The organism is Aminobacter sp. BE322 (assembly GCF_050433525.1).
Lineage (GTDB): Bacteria > Pseudomonadota > Alphaproteobacteria > Rhizobiales > Rhizobiaceae > Aminobacter.
Window position 1 is genome coordinate 147,525 of sequence record NZ_JBNPXB010000008.1, and the last position, 26,026, is coordinate 173,550.

General features: G+C 63.7%; 17 protein-coding genes and 1 pseudogene. 7 read left to right on the plus strand and 11 right to left on the minus strand.

Annotated features, from left to right (window positions below; translation table 11 throughout):
• Positions 1–171: 171 nt before the first annotated feature.
• From J2X50_RS13960 to J2X50_RS13990, 7 genes are all read left to right on the plus strand, one after another.
• Entirely contained in the window at positions 172–1,056 is an 885-nt protein-coding gene (locus J2X50_RS13960; RefSeq protein ID WP_182926471.1) for a WYL domain-containing protein, read from the plus strand.
• Positions 1,057–1,077: 21 nt separating this feature from the next.
• The gene (locus J2X50_RS13965; protein WP_429095837.1) at positions 1,078–4,581 is read left to right on the plus strand and encodes a helicase-related protein; all 3,504 of its coding nucleotides are present in this window, start codon (positions 1,078–1,080) and stop codon (positions 4,579–4,581) included.
• A gap of 8 nt (positions 4,582–4,589) precedes the next feature.
• Complete coding sequence (locus tag J2X50_RS13970; RefSeq protein WP_429095839.1) at positions 4,590–5,081, plus strand: hypothetical protein; 492 nt, start codon at positions 4,590–4,592, stop codon at positions 5,079–5,081.
• Entirely contained in the window at positions 5,078–9,307 is a 4,230-nt protein-coding gene (locus J2X50_RS13975; RefSeq protein WP_429095841.1) for a sacsin N-terminal ATP-binding-like domain-containing protein, read from the plus strand. The genes J2X50_RS13970 and J2X50_RS13975 overlap by 4 nt, the downstream gene beginning before the upstream one ends.
• Positions 9,291–12,092, plus strand: a complete 2,802-nt coding sequence (locus J2X50_RS13980; RefSeq protein ID WP_429095842.1) for a DUF1156 domain-containing protein — start codon at positions 9,291–9,293, stop codon at positions 12,090–12,092. Before J2X50_RS13975 ends, J2X50_RS13980 begins: the two co-directional genes overlap by 17 nt.
• A gap of 13 nt (positions 12,093–12,105) precedes the next feature.
• Positions 12,106–15,402 carry a DUF499 domain-containing protein gene (locus tag J2X50_RS13985; RefSeq protein WP_429095844.1) on the plus strand — a complete coding sequence of 1,099 codons (3,297 nt, stop codon included), beginning with the start codon at positions 12,106–12,108 and terminating at the stop codon, positions 15,400–15,402.
• A 143-nt stretch (positions 15,403–15,545) separates the two neighbouring features.
• Positions 15,546–16,439, plus strand: coding sequence for a LysR family transcriptional regulator (locus J2X50_RS13990; protein WP_429095846.1), 894 nt, complete (start codon positions 15,546–15,548; stop codon positions 16,437–16,439).
• Here J2X50_RS13990 and J2X50_RS13995 read toward each other — a convergent pair.
• The 11 genes and pseudogenes from J2X50_RS13995 to trbB all read right to left on the minus strand — a co-directional run bounded on the left by J2X50_RS13995 (position 16,434) and on the right by trbB (position 26,023).
• On the minus strand, positions 16,434–16,673 hold the full coding sequence (locus J2X50_RS13995; protein WP_429095847.1) for a DUF2274 domain-containing protein: 240 nt from the start codon (positions 16,671–16,673) through the stop codon (positions 16,434–16,436). The two genes, J2X50_RS13990 and J2X50_RS13995, sit on opposite strands and share 6 nt — an antisense overlap.
• Before the next feature lies 1 nt (position 16,674).
• Entirely contained in the window at positions 16,675–17,859 is a 1,185-nt protein-coding gene (locus tag J2X50_RS14000) for a TrbI/VirB10 family protein (RefSeq protein ID WP_429095849.1), read from the minus strand.
• Entirely contained in the window at positions 17,856–18,836 is a 981-nt protein-coding gene (trbG, locus tag J2X50_RS14005) for a P-type conjugative transfer protein TrbG (protein ID WP_429095851.1), read from the minus strand. Before trbG ends, J2X50_RS14000 begins: the two co-directional genes overlap by 4 nt.
• A complete protein-coding gene (trbF, locus tag J2X50_RS14010; RefSeq protein ID WP_429095853.1) occupies positions 18,833–19,522 on the minus strand; it encodes a conjugal transfer protein TrbF in 690 nt (229 codons plus the stop codon). The genes trbG and trbF overlap by 4 nt, the downstream gene beginning before the upstream one ends.
• Entirely contained in the window at positions 19,519–20,880 is a 1,362-nt protein-coding gene (trbL, locus tag J2X50_RS14015; RefSeq protein ID WP_429095855.1) for a P-type conjugative transfer protein TrbL, read from the minus strand. Before trbL ends, trbF begins: the two co-directional genes overlap by 4 nt.
• A 3-nt stretch (positions 20,881–20,883) precedes the next feature.
• The gene (gene trbK-alt / locus J2X50_RS14020) at positions 20,884–21,168 is read right to left on the minus strand and encodes a putative entry exclusion protein TrbK-alt (RefSeq protein ID WP_429095857.1); all 285 of its coding nucleotides are present in this window, start codon (positions 21,166–21,168) and stop codon (positions 20,884–20,886) included.
• Positions 21,169–21,178: 10 nt separating this feature from the next.
• Positions 21,179–21,958 carry a P-type conjugative transfer protein TrbJ gene (trbJ, locus tag J2X50_RS14025; RefSeq protein WP_429095859.1) on the minus strand — a complete coding sequence of 260 codons (780 nt, stop codon included), beginning with the start codon at positions 21,956–21,958 and terminating at the stop codon, positions 21,179–21,181.
• A gap of 5 nt (positions 21,959–21,963) precedes the next feature.
• Entirely contained in the window at positions 21,964–24,414 is a 2,451-nt protein-coding gene (trbE, locus tag J2X50_RS14030; RefSeq protein WP_429095861.1) for a conjugal transfer protein TrbE, read from the minus strand.
• Positions 24,415–24,428: 14 nt separating this feature from the next.
• A pseudogene (locus J2X50_RS14035) lies at positions 24,429–24,711 on the minus strand (VirB3 family type IV secretion system protein).
• Positions 24,711–25,043 carry a TrbC/VirB2 family protein gene (locus tag J2X50_RS14040; protein WP_429095863.1) on the minus strand — a complete coding sequence of 111 codons (333 nt, stop codon included), beginning with the start codon at positions 25,041–25,043 and terminating at the stop codon, positions 24,711–24,713. The pseudogene J2X50_RS14035 and the gene J2X50_RS14040 overlap by 1 nt, the downstream one beginning before the upstream one ends.
• Positions 25,040–26,023 carry a P-type conjugative transfer ATPase TrbB gene (gene trbB / locus J2X50_RS14045; protein ID WP_429095864.1) on the minus strand — a complete coding sequence of 328 codons (984 nt, stop codon included), beginning with the start codon at positions 26,021–26,023 and terminating at the stop codon, positions 25,040–25,042. Before trbB ends, J2X50_RS14040 begins: the two co-directional genes overlap by 4 nt.
• Between the last annotated feature and the right edge of the window lie 3 nt (positions 26,024–26,026).

Genomic DNA, 26,026 nt, shown 5'->3' on the forward strand with positions numbered 1-26,026 from the left:
GTTGTGCGCTGCGCCAGAGATCCGATCCATCAAGCCGTACCGCTGCGAGCTTTGCACCGATGGCTGTGACCGATAGACCATTGACGAATCCCCCTAATGGGAATAATAATTACACGGACTGTGATAGGAAGTCCATATAGTTTTTATCCTCATTAAGGCGAGGCAAGGCACATGGCGGAAGCCGCGACGGCGCTGAAGTGGGGGGTGGGACGCCGACTCGAGTTCATCGAGTTCCGGCTGTTCTGGGAGGGCTCGATCAACCGGGCCGACCTTGTCGAGGTGTTCGGCGTGTCGGTTCCGCAGGCTTCCAAGGATTTGACGCTCTATCAGGAGCGGGCGCCCGGCAACATGGAGTACGACACCCGCGCCAAGCGCTACGTCGCCGCCGAAAAATTCGTGCTGCGGTTCCTTGAGCCGGACCCATACATCTATCTGTCGCAGCTACGCTCGGTTGCCGAGGGGGCTGTACCCGCGAGCGACTCGTGGATCGCGGCGCTCCCCAGCGCCGATGTGGCGCTGACCCCCAGGCGGGACATCGACATCAAGGTTCTGCGGAAGATTCTCGACGCGAGCCGGGAGGGCGCCTCGGTCGACGTCTTCTACCAGTCGATGAACAAGTTGCGGCCTGAACCCACTTGGCGGCGGATCACGCCGCATGCCTTCGGGTACGATGGTTTCCGCTGGCACGCGCGGGCCTATTGCCACCTCGAACACAAGTTCAAGGATTTCCTGCTGCCGCGCATCCTCGACGTTGGTGCGAAGGGCGAGCCCGGCGAGGCCGGTGATCGGGATTGGCTCTGGAACAATTATTTCGATGTCATCATCGGCCCGCATCCGGGGCTTACGGCGAGCCAGAAGAAGGTCGTCGCCAAGGATTATGGGCTGGACCAGGGAAATGGCGTGCTCTCGGTTCGCTACGCCATGCTCTTTTACGTTTTGAAGCGCCTGGGTTTGCTTGGTGACGCTGCGAAACAGAGCGCCCATACACAGCATATCGTAACAATAAACCGCAAGGAAACTGAAGCGGCGCTTGAGAAGGCGGAGCTTCAGCTATGAAGGACTGGGGGGAGCCGAGCAATGGCGGCAAGGCTTGAGGAGGTAAAGAACGGCGCGTCCGTGCGCGGTGTCGCTTCGGCGCAGCCTGTGCATGTGATTTCGGTCGACTGGATCGGCGACCAGGCGATCAACGTCGTTTTCCGTGATCATAACGGCGCTGTGGCCGAGGCTGTTCTTTATCGCGACGATGAGCACCGTCTCGAGGTCGAGCAGAACGGCCGACCGTGGTCGTTCGATGCCGACGGCGCGTTGCTGCGCCTGGTGACGGAAGCCAACCGCATCAAGCTGGCGCATTATTTCGACCCGTATCTGGCGATACATACGAGTCTGGTCGATCCGCTGCCGCACCAGATCTCGGCGGTCTATGGCGAGATGCTGCCGCGCCAGCCGCTGCGCTTCCTCCTTGCCGATGATCCCGGCGCCGGCAAGACCATCATGGCCGGGTTGCTGATGAAGGAACTGATCGCCCGCAGCGATCTGGAACGCTGCCTCGTCGTTGCGCCGGGCAGCCTGGTTGAGCAGTGGCAGGACGAACTCGGCCAGAAGTTCAATCTCGAGTTCGACATCCTTTCCCGCGACATGATCGAGAACTCGCGGTCGGGCAATCCATTCAGCGATCGGGATCGGCTGATCGTGCGTCTCGACGTGTTGGCGCGCAACGAGGAGCTTCAGGAGAAGCTCATGAGCGCGCGCGAATGGGACCTGATTATCTGCGACGAAGCCCACCGCATGTCGGCCACCTATTTCGGCGGGGAGGTCAAATATACGCGGCGCTATCAGGTCGGCCAGAAGCTGGGCCAGGTTTGCCGCCATCTGCTGTTGATGTCGGCGACGCCGCACAACGGCAAGGAAGAGGATTTCCAGCTCTTCATGGCGCTCCTCGATGGTGATCGGTTCGAGGGCCGGTTCCGCGACGGTGTCCACTATGCCGACACCGAAGACATGATGCGGCGGTTGACCAAGGAAGAACTGCTCAAGTTCGATGGTCGGCCGCTGTTCCCCGAGCGGCGGGCGCGCACGGTCAAGTATCAGCTCTCGGAAGGGGAGGCCGCGCTCTATACCGCTGTCACCGAGTATGTGCGCACCGAGATGAACCGCGTGCAGCGCTTCGCCGAGGGCGATGGGAAGAAGCGCAACAATGTCGGTTTCGCTTTGCAAATCCTTCAGCGGCGTCTCGCCTCGTCGCCGGCCGCCATCTACCAGTCCCTCAAGCGCCGCCGGGAACGGCTGGAAAACGAGCTGGGCGAAGCGCGCCTTGCCGCCAAGGGCCGCAGGGCCGGCGCATCGGAACCCGCGATCAATGCCGACATGCTGCGGAACATCGAGGAGTATGGCCAGGAGGAGATCGACGAGCTTGAGGATCTGATCTCGACGGGCGCGACGACGGCCGAGACGGTCGAGCAACTCGCCCTGGAAGTCGAGACCCTGAAGGGGCTGGAGACGATGGCGCTCGGCGTGCTGCGCTCGGGCGTGGACACGAAATGGAGCCAGCTCAATCGTATTCTCGACGACGATTTGATGATCGACGCGGCCGGCAATCGCCGCAAGCTGATCATCTTCACCGAGCCCAAGGACACGCTGCACTACCTGCTCGACAAGGTGCGGGCGCGGCTCGGCAACCCCGAGGCCGTCGAGGTGATCCACGGCGGCGTGTCGCGCGAAGAGCGGCGAAAGGTCGTCGAGCGCTTCATGCAGGACAAGGACATGCTGGTCCTGATCGCCAACGACGCGGCAGGCGAAGGCGTGAACCTCCAGCGCGGCCATCTCATGGTCAATTACGACCTGCCGTGGAACCCGAACAAGATCGAGCAGCGGTTCGGCCGCATCCACCGCATCGGCCAGATGGAGGTCTGCCACCTCTGGAATCTCGTCGCGGCCGATACGCGCGAAGGCGAGGTTTACGCGCGGCTGTTGGAGAAACTGGAAGCTGCGCGCGAGGCGCTGGGCGGCCGTGTCTATGACGTGCTCGGCGAATTGTTCGACGGCGTGGCGCTCAAGGATCTGTTGTTCGAGGCGATCCAGTATGGCGAGCAGGAGGACGTGAAAGCGCGTCTTTTCCAGCAGGTCGATGGTGCGGTCGATCAGGTGCACTTGCTCGAGCTGCTGCGCCGCCGCGCCCTGACCAACGACACCATGCCGGAAGCGAGGGTCGAGGAATTGCGGCTCGAAATGGAGCGCGCCGAGGCGCTGCGCCTACAGCCCCACCATATCCAGAGCTTCTTCGTCGAAGCGTTCCAGCATCTGGGTGGCAAGATCAAACGCCGGGAGGAAGGGCGTTGGGAGGTGGCGCATGTTCCGGTGCGGATCCGCGAACGGGATCGCCAGATTGGAACCGGCGCGCCGCTCCAGACACAGTATGAGCGCATTTGCTTCGAGAAGGACAAGATCAACCAGCAGCCTGTCGCCGCCTTCGTTTGTCCCGGCCATCCGCTGCTCGAAGCCGTGATCAGCATGATCCGCGAACAGTATGAGCAGATCATGCGGCAGGGCGCGATCCTGGTCGATGACACAGATGCGGGTGATGCGCTGTCGGCGATTTTCCTGCTGGAACATGTTGTTCAGGACGGTCGCGTCACCAGCGCAGGCAAGCCGCATGTGATTTCTCAGCGGCTCCAGTTCGCCGCGATCGACAAGGCCGGAAACACCGTCAATGCCGGTATCGCGCCGCATTTGAATCTGCGGCCGGCGACCCCGGAGGAGGTCGTCAGCGTGCGCGATCTTCTGGACGAGAGCTGGCTCACCACCGATCTGGAGAAGGCCGCGATCCGGTTCGCGACAGTCGAACTGGCCCAAGGCCATGTCGCGGAAGTCAAAGCGCGGCGTCTGCCAGAGATCGAAAAGGTTGAGCAGGAGGTACGCGCACGCCTCAAGAAGGAGATCAATTACTGGGACTCGCGCGCCTTTGAGCTGAAGGAGGAAGAACGCGCCGGCAAGAAGACGCGGGTGAATTGGCAGAACGCGCAGCGCCGCGCAGAAGACCTAGCGGATCGGCAGAAGCGCCGTATGGACCAGCTGGAGCGAGAGCGTTTCATCTCGTCGCAGCCCCCGCGCGTGCGGGGCGGCATGGTCGTCATCCCACGTGGGCTGCTGCAAGAACGTCAGGCGCCGAGCATTCCGAACCATTTTGCAGAAGACCCGGCCGCGCGCCGGGAGATCGAGCTTGCGGCGATGGCCGCCGTCATGGCCGCCGAACGCGCGCTGGGTAACGAGCCCGCCGACGTCTCCGCCCAGAAAATCGGCTACGATATCGCATCCCACGATCCGAGGTCGGGGCATCTGCGCTTCATCGAGGTCAAAGGGCGCATCGACGGCGCGGACAGCGTGATGGTTACGCGCCAGGAGGTCATTACCTCGCTGCACGAGCCGGAGAAATTCATTCTGGCGATCGTCTCCGTCAACGCAGGCTTTGCCCACGCGCCGCGCTATGTGCGCGGCCCGCTCGTGGAACGGGAACCGTCGTTCCTTGAGACCGCGATCCAGTTTGACCTCCGACGCCTGCTGGAGCGGGCGCAAGAGCCGGCATAGGGGATGACATGACCGGCATCGCGGATTTTTCCATCCTGGCCCCTGTGCCGCTGGAGCACCTTCAATCGGGGAGCGTCATTGCCAGCGCCACGGGTTTTGTCGCCTTCGGGTCGCGCAAATGGGAGCTGTTTCGCAAGGTTGACGAACTGCGCGGCGGTGCGCGCGTGCCAGTCTTGATCTATCCGTCGCACGAGGATGTGGCTGCCAAGCTCAGTTTTGTCGTGTCCTGGCTTGGTTGGTATGTCGGGTGCGAAGAAAGCGGAAACGGCAAGCATTCAAAGGGAATGGCGCATCGTCCGCCGACGACGGGCCAATATTCCGCCGACAATCAGGGGCACTGGGCGGTGTTCTGGCATGTTTGTGATCTGCACGAGCTGCCTGCCGGGCGGCGGCTACCGATCTCCGCCATCCAAACTATCAAGGGTGGCTGGCGCAAGACCGCGCCGCCGCGCGGCCCGGAATTGGTCGCCACACCTTCGACGGTGGAGCTTTCGCTATGAGCGTAAGCCGTCAGATCGAAACCATTGCTGCCGATCCGCCCGACTATTTCCGGTCGATCCAGGAGCGCGCGACCAAGCGTTGGGATCAGCTTGAGGCGGACCCGGAACTGGCTGGCCCTTGGCACCAGCTCTTCAAGCAAGTGCAGAGCCCCAGGCACATTCTGTCCGAGTTGCTCCAGAACGCCGACGACGCCGGCGCCAGTGAAGCGCGGGTGTCGATCGAGGACGATCGCTTTGTGTTCGAGCACAATGGCGAGGACTTCATTGAGGCCCATTTCGCCTCAATTTGTCGCTTCGGCTATTCCAACAAGCGCGCCTTGCACACGATCGGCTTTCGTGGGATCGGCTTCAAAAGCACGTTCAGCCTGGGCGATCGGGTTGAACTGTTCACCCCGACGCTGGCGGTGGCCTTCGAGCGTGTGCGGTTCACCCAGCCACATTGGATCGATAGCCGTCATCCGACAACGGGAACCACGCGCGTCGAAGTTGCGATTGCGAACCCGCTGCTGCGCCGAGAAGTCGAAAAGAACCTCGACGAGTGGCTGAAGAGCCCGGTGTCATTGCTGTTCTTCAAGAAGATTCGCCGCCTTCAGATCGGCGACAGCGAGGTGCATTGGCAGAGCCTTGGGCCTGGCCCCATCGCCGAGAGCGAATGGATGGCTTTGGATGAGAAAGCGGAAGATCCCTTCCTCCTCGTGCGGTCGGGCGAGGAATCCTTTCCGGCCGAGGCGCTCGACGAGATCCGCAAGGAGCGGATGCTGGGGGCAGAGGATGGTGGTGATTTCCCGCCCTGCCGGGTGGAGATCGTGCTGGGTGCGAAGGGCCGCCTCTATGTCGTGCTGCCGACCGGCGTCGAAACGGCGCTGCCTTTTGCCTGCAACGCGCCCTTCATCCAGGACCCGGCGCGTCTCAAGATCAAAGACCCGGAGACCTCGCCAACCAATCGCTGGCTGCTGAACCGCGCCGGCGAGTTAGCCGCCAGCGCCATGATGGAGTGGCTGGAGCAGACGAAGACTGGCCCCCAGGACCGTGCGGACGCCTATGGTTTGTTGCCGGACGTCGACCGTGAGGCGGCTTCGCTCGAAGGAGCATGCGGCGCGATCGTCGAATTGGCGTTCGACGCAGCAGTCGAAGGCAAATCGATCCTCCTGACCGAGGAGGGGAGACTGGTCGAGGCAAAGGCCGCGATCACCGTTCCGCGGCCTGTCTTCGACATCTGGCCGGCTGACCAGGCGATGGCGCTGCTCGACGCCAAGTCCCGGCCGGCGCTTTGCCAACATGTCTCAGCCAAGAACCGGACCAAGCTCGTTCACTGGGGGTTGATCGAGGAGTTCTCGAAGTCGGACTTGCTTGAGCGTCTGCGCAGCAACCATCTGCCGAAACCGGCGACTTGGCGTCACCTTCTGAACCTGTGGATCTATATCGCGCCCGAGGTGACGGGATGGCAGTGCCATGATGCCGACGCCCTGCGGATCGTGCCTGTGCAGGGCAAGGAGGTGCTCTATGCGGCATCGGAGATCGTTCGGCTCGGCGAAAAGAAGTTGCTTCAGTCGGAAGAGGACTGGGAGTTCCTCGCCAGCCATCTGATCGTCCTCAACCAGAACTGGACCCGATTCCTCGCCGATCAGCGCCGTGACAAGGCTGAAGGCGGAACCCGCAATGACCCCGTCGAGGCGGCCTTCGCGGTCCTAGAGGAGATCGGCCTCGACGGGACGAGCGACGTCAACGCGGTGATTGAGCGGGTCGCCGCCGACTATTTCGGCTCTGGCCAACCGAAACTCGCCGAATGCGTCCAGCTTGCCCAGATCGCAGCCAAGCTCGGCGTCACGATCGGCGACTCTTTCCGATATGCCTGCGCCGATCGAACACTCCGAGGGATCGGCAAGGGGGTGTTGTTCGACGAGAACGGCGGGCTGGAGGAGCTGCTGCCGGAGGCCGCCCGAAAGACGCAGCTCCTGCACGGCGACTATGTCGCGAGCTTCAAGTCCTGCACGCGGGAGGATTGGCTGCGCTGGGTGTCGTCTGGCCGGTCGGGGCTTCAGACAATGGCGCCCCTGGCCCAGAAGCGGCAGAGCCTTTACGGGCGACAGCAGCTCACATCGGAGGTGCAGGCGCGTGGCGCCCGCAGCGCGCTCTATTATCCCTACGTCACCAACCAGTTCGTCGTTGAGGACTGGGATTTCCCTGCCGATTATTGGCGGCATTGGGAGGGATTGGCGAAGACGGACGCAGGTATCTGGGCGAAGATCGTCGGCAAGATCCTGGATCAGCGCGACATTTATTGGTCGCGGGCCGTCAACGCTCGCTTTTCACAGGTGGCGACCACCGGGTCCACGCGATCGGTTTCATCGGACCGCCTGCTGACCGACTGGCTGTTGAAGCTGCGGGCCAAGCCCTGCCTTCCCGACACGCGCAACATGATCCAGCTTCCGGCGGACCTGGTACGCAGAACACCGGAGACGGAGGCGCTGATCGATGTCGAGCCCTTCGTGCATGGCTTGCTTGATCGCGAAACGACGCGCCCGTTGCTCGATCTTCTCGGTGTCAGATGCACGCCGAGCGGTCCCGGGCGTTTGCTCGACCGGCTGCGCGCCCTGGCCAAATCCGACAGGGCTCCGGCCCATGAGGTCGAGAAATGGTATCGCCGCCTCGATCAGATGCTCGACGGATGCTCGACCGTCGATGCACAGAACATCAGAACCGCCTTCAAGGCGGAGAAGCTGATCCTCGCCCAGGACGGGACGTGGGTGACGTCCGGCGGCATCTTCCTAGCGGGGGACGAGGAGGATGTTCCCGGCGCTGCGGTCGTGCGCGCGTCGGTGCTCGATCTCAGCCTGTGGCATCGTGTCGGTGTCGCAGATCGCCCATCGGCGGACCTAGCGCTGCAATGGCTCGGAACACTGGCCTCGGGAAAGGGGCTGTCGACCGACGACGCCCGGCGGGTTCGCACCCTGCTGGTCCGTTACCCTACGCGCATCTGGGAGGAGTGCGGACACTGGCTGAACCTCGTAGGCGAGTGGGCATCGGTCGAGACGCTCGCCTATGGCCTGAGCATGCAGACCCTGTTCCGGTGGAGCCACCTGCACGAATGGGTCAAGCGCAAGACCGCCGATTTTCAGCGGCTATCGGGAGAAGTCGTGCAGGCGCCGCCATTCTCGGCATTGCCGGCGCTCTCGGACCTTGTCGAGGAACACTTCAATCAGCCGTCGCTGCTCGTCGGCATGGACGATCGCCGCGCCTGGCTCACCGCGTTCGGAAATCAACTCGGACGGATTGAGCTTGCCGACGCCGGCGAGACCGAACGTGTGCGGGCGCTGGCGGAGGCGATCGCTGCGACGAGCTGGGTCCAGACTCCAAAATTGGAGGTCGTTCCGTATCTCGATGGCGTCCCGGCCGGCACCGCGCGGCTCACCGACATCCTATGGCTCGAGCGAAAGCTGTTCGTCAGCCCGCTCTCCAAGGCCAAGCTCGCAAAACGGGTGCCGGAAGAGATCGGCAGGAGCCTGAGTTCAGATATTCGCGCGGCGCTGGCCTATGCGTTCGAGCGCTCGCCGGAGGACATCAGGGAATATCTCGAAGAGAATTTCACTCTCGGCCCAGAGCACATCGTCGCCGCACCGATCGTCGAGGTAGAGCCCGCTGCTGAACGCGGCGATGACGACAGTGTCGACCAGATTGCGGAAGACGCTCGCAATGATGCCGAGCCGATTGATGCGGATGATCTCCACCCGGCGGAGGAGGATGAGTCGGCACCGCAGCCTGAACCCGTCTCACCGACCGGGGAACCGGATCGAGAGCTGATCGAAACGGAGGTGGCGACCAAGCCCCGTGCCGCACCAAAGCCTCCCCGACCGAGCGTCATGACGCGGTTTGCGTTGGCCCAGGGCTACAAGGCTGATGGCGAAGATCGCTTCTTCCATGCGGACGGGAGCTGGATCGGCCGCGCAAACGGCACGCGCTTTCCGTGGGAACGCCGCGCGGCAGGCGGCGAGGTTCTGCGGCACTATTATCCCAAAGACCATTGCCTGGAGCACGAACCGCTCCAGTTGGAGGCCGACCTCTGGGGTCTGCTCGACCAGAAGCCGGACCTCTATTCGTTCATTCTCATCAACCCGGAAGGTGGTCCTGTCGAAATGACGGGCGCCCGCCTGCGCGCTCTGCGCGACGGCGGCGAACTGACCATCCATCCCGCAACCTACAGGCTTGTTTATGACCTCGACGACTAACACCAAGAAGAAATTGATCGAGGTTGCGATCCCGCTCGAAGCGATCAACGCCGCCTCTGCACGCGAAAAGTCGATCCGGCACGGGCATCCGTCGACGTTGCATCTGTGGTGGGCGCGGCGGCCGCTGGCAGCGTGCCGGGCCGTATTGTTCGCCCAACTTGTCGATGATCCGTCGAGCGACCTCGAGAAATTCCCCACGCACGAAGCACAGGAGGTCGAGCGCAAGCGGTTGTTCGCCATCATCGAAGACCTAGTGAAGTGGGAGAACTCGACCAACGAGGAGGTGCTGGAGCGCGCCCGTGCCGAGATCCGCAAGAGCTGCGGTGGTGAGTTGCCGCCGGTCTATGACCCGTTCTCGGGCGGTGGATCGATTCCGTTGGAGGCGCAGCGCCTCGGGTTGCCAGCCTATGGGTCTGATCTGAACCCGGTCGCGGTGATGATCGGCAAAGCGATGATCGAGATCCCGCCGAAGTTCAAGGACAAGGAACCAATCCATCCCGGCGCGAAGGACCGACAGTTCTATCGCAACGCCGAGGGTCTCGCCGAGGACGTCAAATACTATGGCGAATGGATGCGCGAGAAGGCGTGGGAGCGCATCGGCCATCTCTACCCGCAGGTGGACCTGCCGAAAGAGCACGGCGGCGGCAAAGGGACGGTGATCGCTTGGATTTGGGCACGAACGGTGCCCAGCCCCGATCCTGCCTTCTCCAACGTGCAGGTTCCGATCGCATCGAGCTTCCTGCTCAGCACTAAGGCCGGGAAGGAGACGTGGGTAGAGCCGATTGTCGACAAACAGGCGAAGGCCATCTCCTATCGCATCAGGCATGGCGGCACAAAAGCCGAACTCTCTGCTGCTAAGGAAGGGACCAAGGCAGGTCGCGGTGCGAATTTCCGCTGCCTTATCTCGGATACGGCGATCACTCCTGACTATGTGAAAAGCAATGGCCGCGCTGGCAACATGGGGCAGACGCTGATCGCGATCGTTGCGGAAGGCAATCGTGGCCGGGCGTATGTCACACCTGAAGAGGCACACGAACATCTGGCCTTTTCCGCAAAACCCGAGTGGAAACCGGGAACCAGTTTGCCGAACGATCCACGGAATTTCTGGACTGTGGACTACGGTTTGGCGACCTTCGGTGATTTGTTCACCGACCGACAATTGGTCGCGCTGAATACCTTTAGCGAGTTGGTCCAAGAAGCGCGAACCCAGATCCAAACCGACGCATTGGTCGCCGGGCTCTCTTCTGAACCGACCCCGCTGCGCGATGGCGGCATAGGTGCCAAAGCCTATGCTGAAGCTGTCAGCGTGTATTTGTCGTTTGCGATTGACCGGCTTGCGGATGCTGGAAGTTCGATCGCCACATGGTCGTCATCGGAGTTCATCCGTTTCACGTTTGCTCGGCAGGCGATCCCGATGACTTGGGATTTCGCTGAATGCAATGTCTTCAGCGATAGTACCGGAAACTATCTCGGCGCCGTCGATTGGGTCTGGAAGGCTCTCTCCGGGCTAAGTCCAAACGCTGTCGGTACTGAGATTCAGCACGACGCGCAGAATGTACGTTTGCCGAATGGAGCAGTCGTCTCGACTGACCCGCCATACTACGACAATATCGGCTACGCTGATCTGTCCGATTATTTCTATGTATGGCTTAGGCGTAATATCAAGGATGTTTATCCTGATCTTGGGAGCACTATTTCTGTTCCTAAAGAAGAAGAGTTGGTCGCGACACCATATCGACACGGCGGGAAAGCGAATGCTGAGGAGCATTTCCTGACGGGTATGACGGCGGCTATATCCAGCCTGGCCCGTCAATCGTCTTCATCGTTTCCTGCGACAATCTACTATGCCTTTAAGCAAAGCGAGGTCGAGCAAGACGGCCTGAGTTCGACTGGATGGGCAACCTTCCTACAGGCTGTGATTGAAGCGGGTTACGCGATTGTTGGAACTTGGCCCGTCCGCACGGAGCGCTCAGCCCGGACAATTGCTACTGGCACCAATGCTCTCGCAAATTCGGTCGTCTTGGTGTGCCGGAAAAAGGAGGGCACGGCCGAGGTCGTCACGCGTGCCGAGTTCATCCGTGCCCTGAAACGTGAATTGCCGCCGGCGATCTCAGAGCTTCAGGCGGCCACCATTGCACCAGCAGATATGCCGCAATCAGCCATCGGCCCCGGCATGGGCGTATTCTCGCGCTACAAGGCTGTTCTGGAATCGGACGACAATCCGATGAGCGTGAAAACTGCGCTTCAGCTCATCAACAAGGAACTCGACGAGTACCTTGGGGGCATCCAAGGTGAGTTCGACGCGGACACACGGTTCGCCATCACCTGGTTCGAGCAGCACGGGAACGGCAAGGGGGACTATGGTGTCGCCGACAACCTTGCCCGTGCGCGCGGCATCGCGGTGGAAAGCGTCAAGCACGCCGGGATCGTAGATAGCGCCGCCGGCAAGGTCCGCATCCTCGCCCGTGACGAACTCGACGAGGATTGGGACCCGGAAGAGGACCGACACCTGACGGTATGGGAGTGTCTCCAGCATCTGGTCCGTCTGCACGAAAAAGACGGCATTTCCCACGACACCGCCGTCCTTTTGAAGAAGATCATTACCCAGGCCGAGGCGGTGAAGGATCTCGCCTATTGCCTCTACGACATCTGCGCCAACAAGCGGAAGGATGCGAAGGAGGCCACGGCCTACAACGCCCTGATCGCCGATTGGACCGAGCTAACAAAGGCCGCGGCGGCCATCCACGACACAAGCGGCGATCGTCAGATCCGGCTGGATATTTAAGGGGGAACGGAACGTGGCAAAAAGCACGCGCCAATATGTGTTTGAAGGAATGGAGCTGCTGCCGGCGGCGCTGATTCCCTTCGTCGAAAAGCGCCTCGAAACCTCCCTCAAGGGGCATTGGCAGGTTCAGGTGCTGGAGAAGCTGCCGAGCCTGAGGCCGAACAGTAATGGTGAGGTCGGCTGGGACCAGGCCGCGCTGTTCAACGCCATGGATCGCTTCTGGAGCGAGGCGTTCAAGGCGGTGCTTGGTCGCGCCGAACGCTCGCTGGTCAACGAGCTGGGTGACGTCCGCAACAAGCTCTCGCACAATGAGACTTTCACCTATGATGACGCCGAGCGCGCGCTCGATTCCATGCGTCGGTTGATGGAGGCGATCAGCGCCGGCGAGACGGCCGATCAGCTCGGCAAGATGCGCGACACCATCCTGCGCACGAAGTTTACCGAGCTTCAACGCAATGAGGAGCGGCGGAAAACCCAGCGCCTCGAGATCTCGGTCGAGACCGTGGCGGGACTGTTGCCGTGGCGTGAAGTCGTCGAGCCGCACCAGGATGTCGCCACCGGCGAGTTCCAACAGGCAGAGTTCGCTGCCGACCTCGCCAAGGTGCATTCGGGGAGCGCGCCACCGGAATACCGCGATCCGCGTCAGTTTTACAGCCGTACCTATCTGACGGAGGGCCTGAGCACCCTGCTGGTCGGGGCTGCGAAGCGGCTGTCCGGCGGCGGCGGTGATCCCGTGGTCGAGCTGCAAACCAATTTCGGCGGCGGCAAGACGCACTCGATGCTGGCGCTCTATCACATGGCGGGGCCGACCCCGGTCCAGGATCTCTCCGGCCTGGATCAATTGCTCGAGAAACAGGGGCTCAGCGTGCCGAAAGGCATCAACCGGGCCGTGCTCGTCGGCACGTCGCGGGGACCACAGGACGTCCTCCATGCCGAGGGCGACCGCAAGATTCGCACGACTTGGGGGGAACTCGCCTGGCAGCTTGGCGGCGCCGATGCCTATGCAATGGTTGCGGAGAATGACGCCAGCGGCATTGCGCCGGGTTCAAACCTGCTGGAGGCGCTCTTCAAGAAATACGCACCGTGCCTGATCCTGATCGACGAATGGGTCGCTTACCTGCGTCAGATCTACAAGGTCGAGGGGCTGCCCTCGGGGTCGTTCGATGCCAACCTGTCCTTCGTCCAGTCGCTGACCGAGGCGGTTAAGGCCAGTCCCGGCACACTGCTGGTCGCATCTTTGCCGGCCTCGCAGATCGAGGTGGGCGGCGAAGGCGGTCAGGAAGCGCTGGCGCGTCTCAAGCAGACCTTCAGCCGCGTGGAATCCTCGTGGCGGCCAGCGAGCCAGGAGGAGAGCTATGAGATTGTCCGACGGCGGCTATTCAAGGACATTCCCGGCGACAAGTTCCATCATCGCGACAACACGCTGAAGCAGTTCGCCAAGCTCTACCGCGAGAACGCCAACGACTTTCCGCAAGGCTGCGCGGACGAGGACTATCGGCGCAAGCTGGAAAAGGCGTATCCGATCCACCCCGAGCTGTTCGATCAACTCTATACGAGCTGGGGCTCGCTCGAGAAATTCCAGCGCACGCGCGGCGTGCTGCGCCTGATGGCGCAGGCCATTCACGAGTTGTGGATGAATGCCGACCCGTCGGTGATGATCATGCCCGGCAGCGTGGCGGTGAGCTCGCCGCGTGTAGAGCCGGAACTGCTTCACTATCTTGACGTGAGCTGGCAGGCGATCATCGCCGGCGATGTCGATGGCACAACCTCCACGCCCTACAAGGTCGATCAGTCGGCGCCCAATCTGAACCGCTATTCGGCGACGCGGCGCGTCGCGCGCGCGATCTTCATGGGTACCGCGCCCACAGCGCAGCAACAGAACACCGGCCTCGACGACAAGCAGATCAACCTCGGCGTCGTACAGCCCGGCGAACGCCCGACGATCTTCGGCGATGCGCTGCGGCGGCTGACCAACCAGGCCAAGTTCATGCACGCCGATCTTGGCCGGTATTGGTACTCGATGTCGGCGAGCCTCAATCGCATCGCGGCGGACAAGGCCGCCCAGATCGAGGCGGCGCTGGTCGACGTGACGATCGATGCGGAACTCGGAAAATATGTGAACGGCCTTGCCGATCGCGGGCATTTCGATGCCGTGCAGGTCGCACCGGCTTCGTCGGCCGAAGTCCCCGATGAAGCCGGCGGTGTTCGCGCCGTCGTGCTGGGGGTCAAATATCCCCACAACGGCCGCGATGGCTCCGAAGCACTGGTCGAGGCCAAGGACATCCTCACGCAACGCGGCAGCACGCCGCGCGTCTATCGCAACATGCTGGTGTTCATTGCCGCGGAAAGCCGTCAGCTCGATCATCTGAAAGACGCTGTTCGTGCTTCGCTGGCCTGGGGGGAGATCGTCCGAGATACCGAGCGGCTGAACCTTACCCAGAGCGATAGTGCGCTGGCCAAGACGAAACTGGCCGAAGCGAACGAGACGATGAAGACCCGCCTGAAAGAGGCGTGGTGCTATCTCCATTATCCGGCCCAGGAGAGCGCCCAGGCCGATTGGGAGTGGGTATCGGGCAAGATCCCGGCTCAGGACGGGTTGTTGGCGCGGGCCAGCAAGAAGTTGGTGGCCGAGGAAGGCCTGCTCACGGAGTTGGGGCCATCGCGCCTCGACCGCGACCTCCAGAAATATATCTGGAACGACAAGCCGTGGTTGTCGCTGAAAGATCTGCGGGAATATCTCAACCGCTACATCTATCTGCCGCGCATCAAGGATCAGGACGTCCTGATCAAGGCTGTGCAGGCGGCCGTGAGCGGCATGTTGCCTGGCCCCTTCGCCTATGCAGAGCGATGGGACGAAAAGTCGGACACCTATCTGGGGCTGGCAATCGAGCGCGCGGTAAGCGCCGTGGTCGTGATCGATGGCGATAGCGTCATCGTGAGGCCAGAGGTGGCCGAGGCTCATCGTCCGGCTCCCGTGCAGCCTGGGTCCGGCGACGCTACCCCAGGAACCGGCGACGGCACGTCGGCGCCCGATGGGCAGCCTGCGGATGACGTGCCCTCGGCTCCGCAACCGGAAAAGAAGCCGACGCGCTTCTCCGGCGCCGTGATGATCTCACCGGAGCGCCCGGCCCGAGACATCCATCAGATCGTCGAAGCAATCGTCGAGCAACTCACCACGTTGCCGGGCAGCCAGGTGAAGATCCGGCTCGAGATCGACGCCGAAGTGCCCGACGGTCTCGATCGCGCCAAGGTTCGGACGCTGGTCGAGAATGCCAATACACTTGGATTCATAGAGAAATCCGTAGAGTGATAGCCGGTCGGCGCTCTCTGGTATGGCCAGGGAGCGCCGACGAACTTTGTCGCCACGCTGGGAAATCGCTTTGACAAGCCTCGCAGCGTCTTTGTCAGGCATTCGGGATAAGGGGGCTCCCCGGACGATTTCCAGGTGTGAGTATGAATTTTCGACATCTGCGGTATTTCGTGGCGGCTTCCGAGCATGGGAGTTTCCGCAAGGCGGGCGTGGCGTTGGGCGTACAAGAGTCCACGATCAGCCGCCGGATTCGCGACCTGGAAGACGGACTCGGCTCAGCGCTGTTTCACCGTCACAGCGGCGGTGTATGTCTGACCGTTGCCGGACAGCGGCTTTTGTCGAAAGCCCAAAAGGTTCTTCGATACATCAATGAAGGCGCGGAGATCGTGGACGCGGTGGGTCGCGGCACGGAAGGTCAATTGCGCGTGGGCATCTTCTCGTCCCTGGCCTCGGGGTTCCTGCAAGAACTACTCCGGACCTTCGCCGCAGAGCATCCCGGCGTGCATGTCGAGGTTGCCGACGGCAATCCCGCGGAGCATGTCGCCGCAATCCGGCAGTTCCGGTTGGACATCGCCTTTCTGACAGGGACGTTGGAGTGGCCCCGATGCGAGACCACCTATCTCTGGTCGGAACGTGTTTTCGTGGTGCTGCCGGAAGCACACGCCCTTGCCCGGAAGGAGGAGGTGAAGTGGCATGATCTGGCGCACGAGACCTTCATCGTCAGCGATGTACCGCCGGGCCAGGAAGTCCATGACTATCTCGTCCAGCGGGTCGCGGATCTCGGCCACCACCCGAAGATTCAGGCGCAGTTTGTCGGGCGCGACAATCTGTTGACGCTCGTCGCGATCGGCAGCGGGCTTACGGTCATGAGCGAGGCGGCGACGGCCGCCCATGTGCCGGGCATCTGCTATCGACCGATCATCGGCGAGGTTCTTCCCTTCAACGGCGTGTGGTCGCCAAAGAACGACAATCCGGCGCTCAGGCGCTTTGTCAGCATGGCGAAGACGATGGCGCGTCGTCAGGGCGTGGATTTATGAACTGACATCGCCCGTGTGTTTCGCGCGCCGGGCCTTGGCGAACCCGCGATCGGTGGCGATGAAGCGCTCCAGCATCGGTACGATCAGCTTCACGGGATCGCGCACAGGCTGGCCGGTCTGCCTTCCCAGCAGCTCGGCATATGCCGCGAGATCACGGTGAAGCGAGGCGGGCAGTTCCAGCGTCGCCTTCACCGGCTTTTGCTCGGTGATCGGGCCGAGCTTCAATTTCGTCATGTCAGCCTCCGTAAGGTTCGAGGACGAGATCGCGGGTGACGATCACGCGGACAGGGAATCCGGGCCGGATCGTCAGTGTCGGCGCGACGTTGAGCTGGCGCCGAACGATCTGCTGCCCGGCATCATTGATCGTGTCCTGGCCGCCATTGCGGATGGCGCGCAGGAGCCGGTCCTGGTCATCAATGGCAAGCTCGGACCCGACTGACAGAAGCGTCGAGAGCCCCGCCGCTTTGGCGAGATCCCACCAATGGTAATCGACGCCGTCTTCCAGACCGGCATAGCCTTGGGTATCGGCTCCGGGCTGACGTTCGAGCACAATGGACCGGCCGTTCGGGAGAATGAGCCTGTTCCAGACGAGAAGCACGCGGCTCTGCCCGTATTGGACGCTATTGTCGTACTGGCCGATGATCCGCGTGCCCTGTGGGACGACGAGGATGCGCCCGGTCGGGCTATCGTAGATATTCTCCGTCACCTGCGCGGTGACTTGTCCAGGAAGATCGGAGCGGATGCCGGTGATGAGGGCGGCCGAGATGACCGCGCCCGCCTGGAGGACATAGGGCGATGCTGGCGCCATGATGCGGTCGGCCGCAGTGGTGCGGCGGTCGACGGGAGCATTGAGGAACGCGAGTTGTCGATCTTGAGCCGTCTCGGCGCCCGGTTGTGTGCCAGCTCCCGCGCTGGCAAATCCCGGGACATTCGGGCCAGCGGTCGCCGACGTTGCGGCCGGACCGGCCTGGAAAAACACGCGGCTGGTGCGTGCGGCCTCCAATTCGGCGAGGCGACGTTGTTCCTCGGGATCAGGCCCCGGCGCCGCCATGGCGGGCGGCACGACAGGATGCCCCTGATTTTGCGCGCTGACGATCGGGCGGCCGAGGTCTCCAGGCAGCGCCGGGCCGAGGACCGGGCCGGTGTAATCGCGTGGCAGGCCGGCCAGGCCGTCGGCCGTGGTGCGGTTGTCGGTCGAATAGAGTTCGTCGGCGCTCTTGCCGGGATCGCGGGTCTGGAGCGCGTAGATGAGAGAGCCGCCGATACCGACGAGGGCAACCGCGGCGACGCCGGCGAGCACTTTGCGCGACAGCCGGGTGACACGCGGAGGTTCCGCCCGCAGACGCATGAATGATGACGTATCGACGACGGGAGTCGATTGATCCAGCGGTTCGGCATTGTCGTGGTCGGTGTCGCTCATGATGCAGGTTTCCCATCGGTTCGCACGATCCTGACGGTCTGCTGCTGCTTGCCGCTGCCGAGGCGCAGTTCGGCGGCTCCGAAGATGCGGTCCACGATCAGGATGTTTTGGTAGATGCGGCTGTTGACGAGCTGCGGCTCGCCGTCGGTGCCGAGGACGAAGATCGGCGGCATCTCGCCTTGAGCGATGCCGCGTGGAAATTCGACATACACACGCCTGCCGTCGTCATAGACGGCGACCGGCAGCCAGGGCGGCGTGTCGCCGGTGAGGCCGTAGCGGTAGTGACGTGCGGCGGCAGCGGGAATGATAGGCGTCGTCGGGACCGTTCCGCGCTGCGATGCCGGTGGTGCGGGATAGGCCCAGGCAACGGCCGGCATATAAGGTTTCGCCTCCGCCCTCAGCTCGAGCATGTAGATGCGGCGGTCGGTCGTGATGACCAGGTTCGTGGTGATGTCTGGGCGCGTCGGTTTGACGAGGATGTGGACGCGGCGCGAGAGGCCGGAACCGCTTTCGGTATCACCAATAATCCAGCGGGCGGTGTCACCGGCGGCGATTGGACCTGCGCCGGTCAGACTTTCGCCTGGCTCGAGCGCGATGTTGGTGATCTGGCCGGGCGCGGCATAGACTTGGTAAAGCGCGCCTTCGCTCCAGGGATAGATCTGGATGGCGTTATAATAGCCCTCGCGTCGCGGCTCGACACGCGCCGCAGTATTGGCGTTTTCCACGCGGCCGCTCGGCGTATTTGCGGCGGTTCCACCATGCGCGACCGTCCAGGCAGGAGGCGTGTGCAGCGGACGCGGCGGCTGTTCCGTGACCGGCGCCGGCACGGCTGGGAGTGGCGGCACGTCACTGTCGTAGCTGATGGTAGGCGGTTTGAAGGTCGCGCAGCCCGCCAGCATCGTTGCCGAGAGCAGCATCATCGCCAAAGCGGATGTACGGAAAGCCGGAGAGCCGGACATGCGCAGAGGTGTGCTCATTGGGACATCTCCCGCGACCAGTTGATGGCGTTGACGTAGATGCCGAGCGGATTGGCGCGCAGCCGGTCGGCGTCGCGCGGCGTCTGGATGACGATGGTGAGGATTGCGGTCCATCGCTCTGTGCCCGCGAGCTGGCCATTCTCGTAACGCTTCTCGGTCCAGGCCACGCGGAAGGAATCCGCCGATGCGCGGATCACGCTCGAAACCTCGACGGCGATCTGCTGTTTGCCGACCTTGGTGAAGGGATCGTTGGTGCGGGCGTAGTCGTTGAGCGCCGACGCGCCGCGATCTGTGGTCCAGTCATAGGCGCGCAGCCAGTTCTGGCGCACGATGATCGGATCGGCCGGGATGCTTCTGACCTGCTCGATGAAGCGGGCAAGATGCCAGGCCACCTGCGGATCTGTCGGCCGGTAGTCGGCCGGCGCCGGTGCAACGGACTGCGCCTGGCCGAGTCGATCGACCTGCACCACCCAGGGAACGACGGTGCCGCGCGCCGACTGCCAGACCAGCGCGGCGGCGAAGCCGGCCGACAGGAACAGCGAACCGAATGCCATGATGCGCCAGTTCCTGGCCTGGACGCGGGCCGAACCGATGCGATCGTCCCAGACCTGCGCGGCGCGCTGGTAGGGTGTTTCGGGTTCGGGCGATTTCCCATAGTGGGCGGCGGGTCGTTTGAAGAGGCTCATGAGCGGTTACTTTCGGAGAGATTGACGGAAGAGCCGCCGCCATGGCTGTCGCCGGATTTGACGGCGTGCGCTGCGAGGGTGGCTCCGTGGCTGAGGGACTGATGGCGCTTCATGCGCTTGGCCCAGTCGGGCGGACCGTCGCGGGGCGTTGCGGCGGCGGCTTCGCCTGCGGAGCCTGAGCCGGGTATCGTGCCCATGGTCGAGGAGCCGCCCGTCGCCCCGAAGCCTGCCTTCGCACCTTCGGAGAAGCTGGACTTGACGCCTTCGGCGGTGCGCGCCGTCGCGCGTTTCAGGGGTGACACGGTGGCCGCGCCGGCCGCGCGGGCGACACCGCCGAGACCAGAGGCGACACCGGCTGCGCCGGACTGGCCGAGCGAGCCGACGCTGTAGGCCGCGGCGGCTCCGCCTGCCGCTGCCGCACCGCCCCGCACGGCGGCAGCACCGCCGGACATCGCAGCTGCTCCTCCCTTCAGGGCAAGGCCTGCCGCGCCACCAGCTGCAAGCGCCGCACCACCGACGGCAAGCCCGGTGCCAACCGCCGCACCGGCGCCGAGTTGTGGACCGCCGCTGACAAGGCCGGCAGCAATGCCGGGGCCGAAGATGCCGAGCCCGAGCAGCGATAGCGCGGCAAGGACAATTGCCATGGCGTCGTCGATTGTGGGCGTTGCGCCGCCGAAGCCGGCCGTAAACTGGCTGAACAGCGTTGAGCCGATGCCGATGATGACGGCGAGCACCAGCACCTTGATGCCGGATGAGACGACATTGCCCAGCACCCGCTCGGCCATGAAGGCGGTCTTGCCGAACAGGCCGAACGGGATGAGGACGAAGCCCGCCAGCGTCGTCAGCTTGAATTCGATCAGGGTAACGAAGAGCTGGATCGCGAGGATGAAGAAGGCGAGCAGCACTAGCGCCCAAGCGAACAGCAGGCAGGCGATCTGGATGAAGTTCTCGAAGAACGCGATCCAGCCCATCAGGTCGGAGATGGATTCGAGCAAGGGGCGCGCGGCGTCGAGCCCGGTCTGCGCGACCTTGCCGGGTCGCATCAGATCCTGCGCGGTGAAGCTGGTACCGGAAGCCTTGAGGCCGAGGCCCGCGAACGAGTCGAAGACGATCTTGGCGAGGTTGTTCCAGTTGCCGATGAGATAGGCGAAGACGCCGACGAAGAGCGTCTTCTTCACCAGCCGGGCGATGATGTCGTCTTCCGCGCCCCAGCTCCAGAACAGGGCGGCAAGCGTCACATCGATGACGATCAGCGTTGTCGCGATGAACGCGACCTCGCCGCCGAGCAGTCCGAAGCCGCTGTTGATGTAGGAGGTGAAGACCCCGAGGAAATTGTCGATGACGCCTGCGCCGCCCATGGTTCACCGTCCTTCTGTTGCCGGGACGGCAGGTGCCGGGGGGCGGCCGAGGAAGCGATCTCGGCTCTCGGTCCAGACGCGCATGCAGTCGGTGTCGCTCGCCGCTGCCTGGCCAAGCTGCTGGCACCGGCGCTGCCCTTCGCGGAGCGCATCGCGCTTGGGTTCGACAGCGTGGACGCCCCCCATTTCAGGGGCCGTTTGCTTCCGGGTCATCTCGATCGCCGTCGCCGTGATGGCGAGCGATACGAAAACGATGGCGCCCAGCCGGGCCAGCAGCTTGCCGTCCATGGCCGCGATCTCAGTTGCCGTTGCCGAACATCTGCGCGTTGCCGGGCTGATAGCCCGCGCCCGGCGTGAGGAAGCGGCGGCGTTGCTCGCGGCCCTGATCGGCTGCCGCCGCGCGTTCTGCGTCAGTCAGCGCCGTCGCGCGGCCGTTGGCGGAGATCAGCGCGACCAGGTCGGAGAGCTGCTGCGATTGCAGCGCGAGAAGCTGATTGCCGGCCTGCGTCGCCTGCAACGCACCCTGCGCGCCCTGGCTCTGGCTGACGAGGTTCGACATCTGCGTGCGATTGCTGTCGATATTGCCGACGACGCCAGCCTGAATGCGCATGGCGTCCTGCAAACCGCCGACGGTGTTCTGCCAGCGCGAGCGAGCATCGGTGATGAGCTTGGCGTCCGACGAGGACAGTGAGGCGCTGCCATATTGCTGCTGGAACATCCGATCGACGTTCTGAACGTCGAAGGCGATGTTCTGCGCCTGGCCGAGGAGCTGCTGGGTGCGCTGGACGTTCTGCTGAATCTGCTGGAGCGCCGAGTAGGGCAGGTTCGCCAGATTCTTGGCCTGGTTGATGAGGCTCTGCGCCTCGTTCTGAAGCGAGCGGATCTGGTTGTTGATCTGCTCGAGGGAACGCGCCGCCGTCAGGACGTTCTGGGCGTAGTTGGTCGGGTCATAGACGATGCCGCCGAAACCGAATTGCGCGTGGGCTGGCGGGGTCAGCACCGGCGATGCGGCGAGCGGCATCGCCAGGATGAAGGCTGCGAGCGACAGCGCGCGCGGGCGTGAACGAAGCGTATTCATGATCATTACTCCTTCTCGGACTGCTGAGGGGTGAGGTTCGTGAGGTCAGGGATGAGGTCTGCGGCCCACTCGGCGCCGCGCAGGCGCAGCCAGGCGGCGAGAAAGCCCTCGCGGCCATGCTCGGCGACGGTGCGCGCGATCTCGGACTGGTCGGTCTTGGAGGAGGTGGCGGCGAGCGCGAGGCCGACTTCGGAGAGGCCCAGCTCGAACAGGCGATTGCCGCGCCGCGACTGGCAGTAATAGTCGCGCTTGGGCGTGGCCCGCGCGAGGATTTCGATCTGGCGGTCGTTGAGACCGAAGCGCCGATAGATCTCAGTGATCTGCGGCTCGATCGCGCGTTCGTTCGGCAGGAGCAGCCTTGTCGGGCAGCTCTCGATGATGGCCGGGGCGATGTTGCTGTTGTCTATGTCGGACAGCGACTGCGTGGCGAAGATGACGCTGGCGTTTTTCTTGCGCAGCGTCTTCAGCCACTCGCGCAATTGCCCGGAGAAGGCATCGTCGTCGAGTGCGAGCCAGCCCTCGTCGATGATGAGCAGCGTCGGCGAGCCGTCGAGACGGTCGCCGATGCGATGGAAGAGATAGGCGAGGACGGCGGGTGCCGCGCCAGTCCCGACCAGTCCCTCGATCTCGAACGCCTGCACCGATGCCGAGCCGAGATGTTCGACCTCGGCGTCGAGTAGCCGCCCATAGGGGCCGCCCACGCAATATGGTCGCAGCGCCTGCTTCAGCTCGTTCGCTTGGAGCAACACCGTGAGGCCGGTGATCGTGCGCTCCTCGACCGGCGCCGATGCCAGTGAGGTCAGCGCCGACCAAAGGTGCTCCTTCACCTCGGGGGTGATCGCGATGCCTTCGCGGATCAGGATGGCGACGATCCAGTCGGCCGCCCAGGCGCGTTCGGGCGTGTCGTGAATGCGCGCGAGCGGTTGCAGCGCGACCGAGGAGTCCACGCCCTCGGTGAGATCGCCGCCGAGATCGTGCCAATCACCGCCCATGGCGAGCGCGGCGGCGCGGATCGAACCGCCGAAGTCGAAGGCGAAGACCTGGGCACCGGCGTAGCGCCGGAACTGCAAGGCCATGACGGCGAGAAGCACCGATTTGCCGGCGCCGGTCGGGCCGACGACGAGCGTGTGACCGACATCGCCGACATGAAGAGAAAACCGGAACGGGGTCGAGCCCTCGGTCTTGCCGAACAGCAAGGGGGGGCTACCAAAATGCTCGTCCCGTTCCGGCCCCGCCCACACCGCCGATAGCGGGATCAAGTGGGCGAGATTCAGCGTCGAGATCGGGGGCTGGCGCACGTTGGCGTAAACATGTCCCGGCAATGAGCCCAGCCAGGCATCGACGGCATTGATCGTTTCAGTCATGGCCGTGAAGTCGCGGCCCTGGATGACTTTCTCGGCGAGGCGAAGCTTCTCGTCGGCAATTCGGGGATCGTTGTCCCATACCGCGATCGTCGCGGTGACATAGGATTGGCCGGCGTAGTCAGCGCCGAGTTCCTGAAGGGCGAGATCGGCGTCTGCCGCCTTGTTCGAGGCGTCGGTATCGACCAGCGCGGACGCCTCGTTGGTCAGCACTTCTTTCAGGATCGCGGCGATGCTTTTGCGCTTGGCGAACCATTGGCGGCGGATCTTGGTCAGCAGCTTGGTCGCGTCGGTCTTGTCTAGCAGGATGGCGCGCGTCGACCAGCGATAGGGAAAGGCGAGCCGATTGAGATCGTCGAGGATGCCGGGCGTAGTCGCGGTCGGGAAACCGACAATGGTGAGAACGCGCAGATGCGCGGTTCCGAGACGCGGCTCCAGGCCGCCGGTGAGCGGTTGGTCGGCGAGCAGCGCGTCGAGATAGACCGGCGTTTCGGGCACGCGGACGCGGTGCCGTTTGGTCGAGACGGTCGAATGGAGATAAGTCAGGGTCTCGCTGCTATCGAGCCACTGGCATTCCGGCATAAAGCCATCGAGCAGCGCCAGCACGCGATCGGTGCGGTCGACAAAGGTGTTCAGGATTTCCTTCGGATCGATGCCAGCGCGTTCGCGGCCCTCATAGAGCCAGGCTTCGGTGCGCGCCGCGTCCTCGGCCGGCGGCAGATAGGTGATGGTGAGATAGTAGCCGGAGACGTAATGCGCGCCGGCCTCCTCGAAATCGGCCTTGCGCTCGGCATCGAGGAGCGCCGCGGCGGCGTCGGGAAACAGATCCGCCGGATAGATCGACGCCTCGTGCCGCTGCGCCTCGACGAAGATGGCCCAACCCGATCCGAGACGGCGGAAAGCGTTGTTGAGCCGCCCGGCGACGGCGACCAGTTCGGCAGCGACCGCGGAGTCCAGATCAGGGCCGCGGAAACGGGCCGTGCGCTGAAAGCTGCCATCCTTGTTAAGCACGACGCCCTCGGCGACGAGCGCGACCCAGGGCAGATAGTCAGCGAGGCGGGTTGCGGTGCGGCGATATTCGGCAAGATTCATCATGGCGATGCGCCTCCTCAGACGGACAGATGAGCGGGGATGCGCAGGTGGCGGCGGCCGACCTCGACGAAGAGCGGATCGCGCTTTGCAGCCCACACGGCTGCGATATGGCCAACGACCCAGATCAAGCAGACCCACGAGCCAGAGGCGCAGGCCGAGGCCCACGGCTCCGGCCAGCGTGCCGTTCAGGATGGCGAGCGCGCGCGGTGCGCCGCCGAGCAGAATGTGCTCGGTCAGCGCCCGGTGAACCGGGACGGTGAAACCCGGCACCGCGTCGAGTTGTTCGAGCGCCGCCGCCATCAGACGAGCGCCCCGCCGCCGAATGAGAAGAACGACAGGAAGAAGCTCGACGCCGCAAACGCGATGCTGAGACCGAAGACGATCTGGATCAGCTTCCGGAAGCCGCCGGACGTGTCACCGAACGCCAGCGCCAAGCCAGTGGCGATAATGATGATGACGGCGACGATCTTGGCGACCGGCCCTTCGATGGATTCGAGGATTTTCTGGAGCGGTGCTTCCCACGGCATGGACGAGCCGGAGGCATGAGCGGCGGGAACGAGGACGAGGTTGACGTAGGTGAAGGCGGCGGCCGTCGCGGCATAGCGGCGAACGCGCATCGTGGTGCGGATCATGTTGGCGCTCCTGTGCGGTCAAGGGTTGCGGGGGTGATGGCGTAGTCGCCGTCCGGGCCGAGCCCTTCGATACGGGCGAGTTCGGCGAGCCGGCGCGCGGAGCCGCGGCCGGAGAGGACGGCAACGAGATCGATGGTCTCGGCGATCAGGGCGCGCGGGACCGTGACGACGGCCTCCTGGATGAGTTGTTCAAGGCGGCGCAACGCGCCGATGCCGCTCCCGGCGTGGATCGTGCCGATGCCGCCGGGGTGGCCGGTTCCCCATGCCTTCAGGAGATCGAGAGCTTCGGAGCCGCGCACCTCGCCGATGGGAATGCGATCGGGGCGCAGGCGTAGCGAAGAGCGGACCAGCTCGGAGAGCGTGGCCACCCCATCCTTGGTCCGCATGGCGACGAGATTGGGCGCCGCGCACTGAAGCTCGCGGGTGTCCTCGATGATGACGACGCGATCCGCCGTCTTGGCGATCTCGGCCAGAAGCGCATTGGTCAGCGTGGTCTTGCCGGTGGAGGTGCCGCCCGCGACCAAGATATTGGCGCGCGCCATCACGGCAGCGCGCAGCGTCGCCGCCTGGTCGGCGAACATGATGCCGGCGGCCACATAGTCGTCGAGCGTGAAGATCGCGACGGCGGGCTTGCGGATGGCGAAGGCCGGTGCGGCGACGACGGGCGGCAGCAAGCCCTCGAACCGCTCTCCCGTCTCAGGAAGCTCGGCGGAGACTCGCGGGCTGCGCGGATGCACCTCGACGCCGACATGGTGAGCGACCAGCCGCACGATGCGCTCGCCATCGGCGGGCGACAGCGTCTCACCCGTATCGGCCAGCCCCTCGGAGAGGCGATCTACCCAGAGACGGCCGTCCGGGTTCAGCATGATCTCGACGATGGCCGGGTCTTCGAGAAGATGGGTGATGGTCGAGCCGAGCGCGGTGCGAAGCATGCGCGCACCGCGCGCGAACGCCTCCGGCTTCTGGCTGATATTGGTCATTTT

Coding starts and splice junctions, on each gene's coding strand:
- J2X50_RS13970 (WP_429095839.1), top strand. CDS start 4,590: ATGACCGGCATCGCGGATTTTTCCATCCTGGCCCCTGTGCCGCTGGAG.
- trbG (WP_429095851.1), bottom strand. CDS start 18,836: ATGAGCACACCTCTGCGCATGTCCGGCTCTCCGGCTTTCCGTACATCC.
- J2X50_RS13990 (WP_429095846.1), top strand. CDS start 15,546: ATGAATTTTCGACATCTGCGGTATTTCGTGGCGGCTTCCGAGCATGGG.
- trbB (WP_429095864.1), bottom strand. CDS start 26,023: ATGACCAATATCAGCCAGAAGCCGGAGGCGTTCGCGCGCGGTGCGCGC.
- trbJ (WP_429095859.1), bottom strand. CDS start 21,958: ATGAATACGCTTCGTTCACGCCCGCGCGCGCTGTCGCTCGCAGCCTTC.
- J2X50_RS14000 (WP_429095849.1), bottom strand. CDS start 17,859: ATGAGCGACACCGACCACGACAATGCCGAACCGCTGGATCAATCGACT.
- trbK-alt (WP_429095857.1), bottom strand. CDS start 21,168: ATGGACGGCAAGCTGCTGGCCCGGCTGGGCGCCATCGTTTTCGTATCG.
- J2X50_RS13995 (WP_429095847.1), bottom strand. CDS start 16,673: ATGACGAAATTGAAGCTCGGCCCGATCACCGAGCAAAAGCCGGTGAAG.
- J2X50_RS13975 (WP_429095841.1), top strand. CDS start 5,078: ATGAGCGTAAGCCGTCAGATCGAAACCATTGCTGCCGATCCGCCCGAC.
- J2X50_RS13965 (WP_429095837.1), top strand. CDS start 1,078: ATGGCGGCAAGGCTTGAGGAGGTAAAGAACGGCGCGTCCGTGCGCGGT.
- J2X50_RS13980 (WP_429095842.1), top strand. CDS start 9,291: ATGACCTCGACGACTAACACCAAGAAGAAATTGATCGAGGTTGCGATC.
- J2X50_RS13960 (WP_182926471.1), top strand. CDS start 172: ATGGCGGAAGCCGCGACGGCGCTGAAGTGGGGGGTGGGACGCCGACTC.
- trbF (WP_429095853.1), bottom strand. CDS start 19,522: ATGAGCCTCTTCAAACGACCCGCCGCCCACTATGGGAAATCGCCCGAA.
- J2X50_RS14040 (WP_429095863.1), bottom strand. CDS start 25,043: ATGATCCGCACCACGATGCGCGTTCGCCGCTATGCCGCGACGGCCGCC.
- trbE (WP_429095861.1), bottom strand. CDS start 24,414: ATGATGAATCTTGCCGAATATCGCCGCACCGCAACCCGCCTCGCTGAC.
- trbL (WP_429095855.1), bottom strand. CDS start 20,880: ATGGGCGGCGCAGGCGTCATCGACAATTTCCTCGGGGTCTTCACCTCC.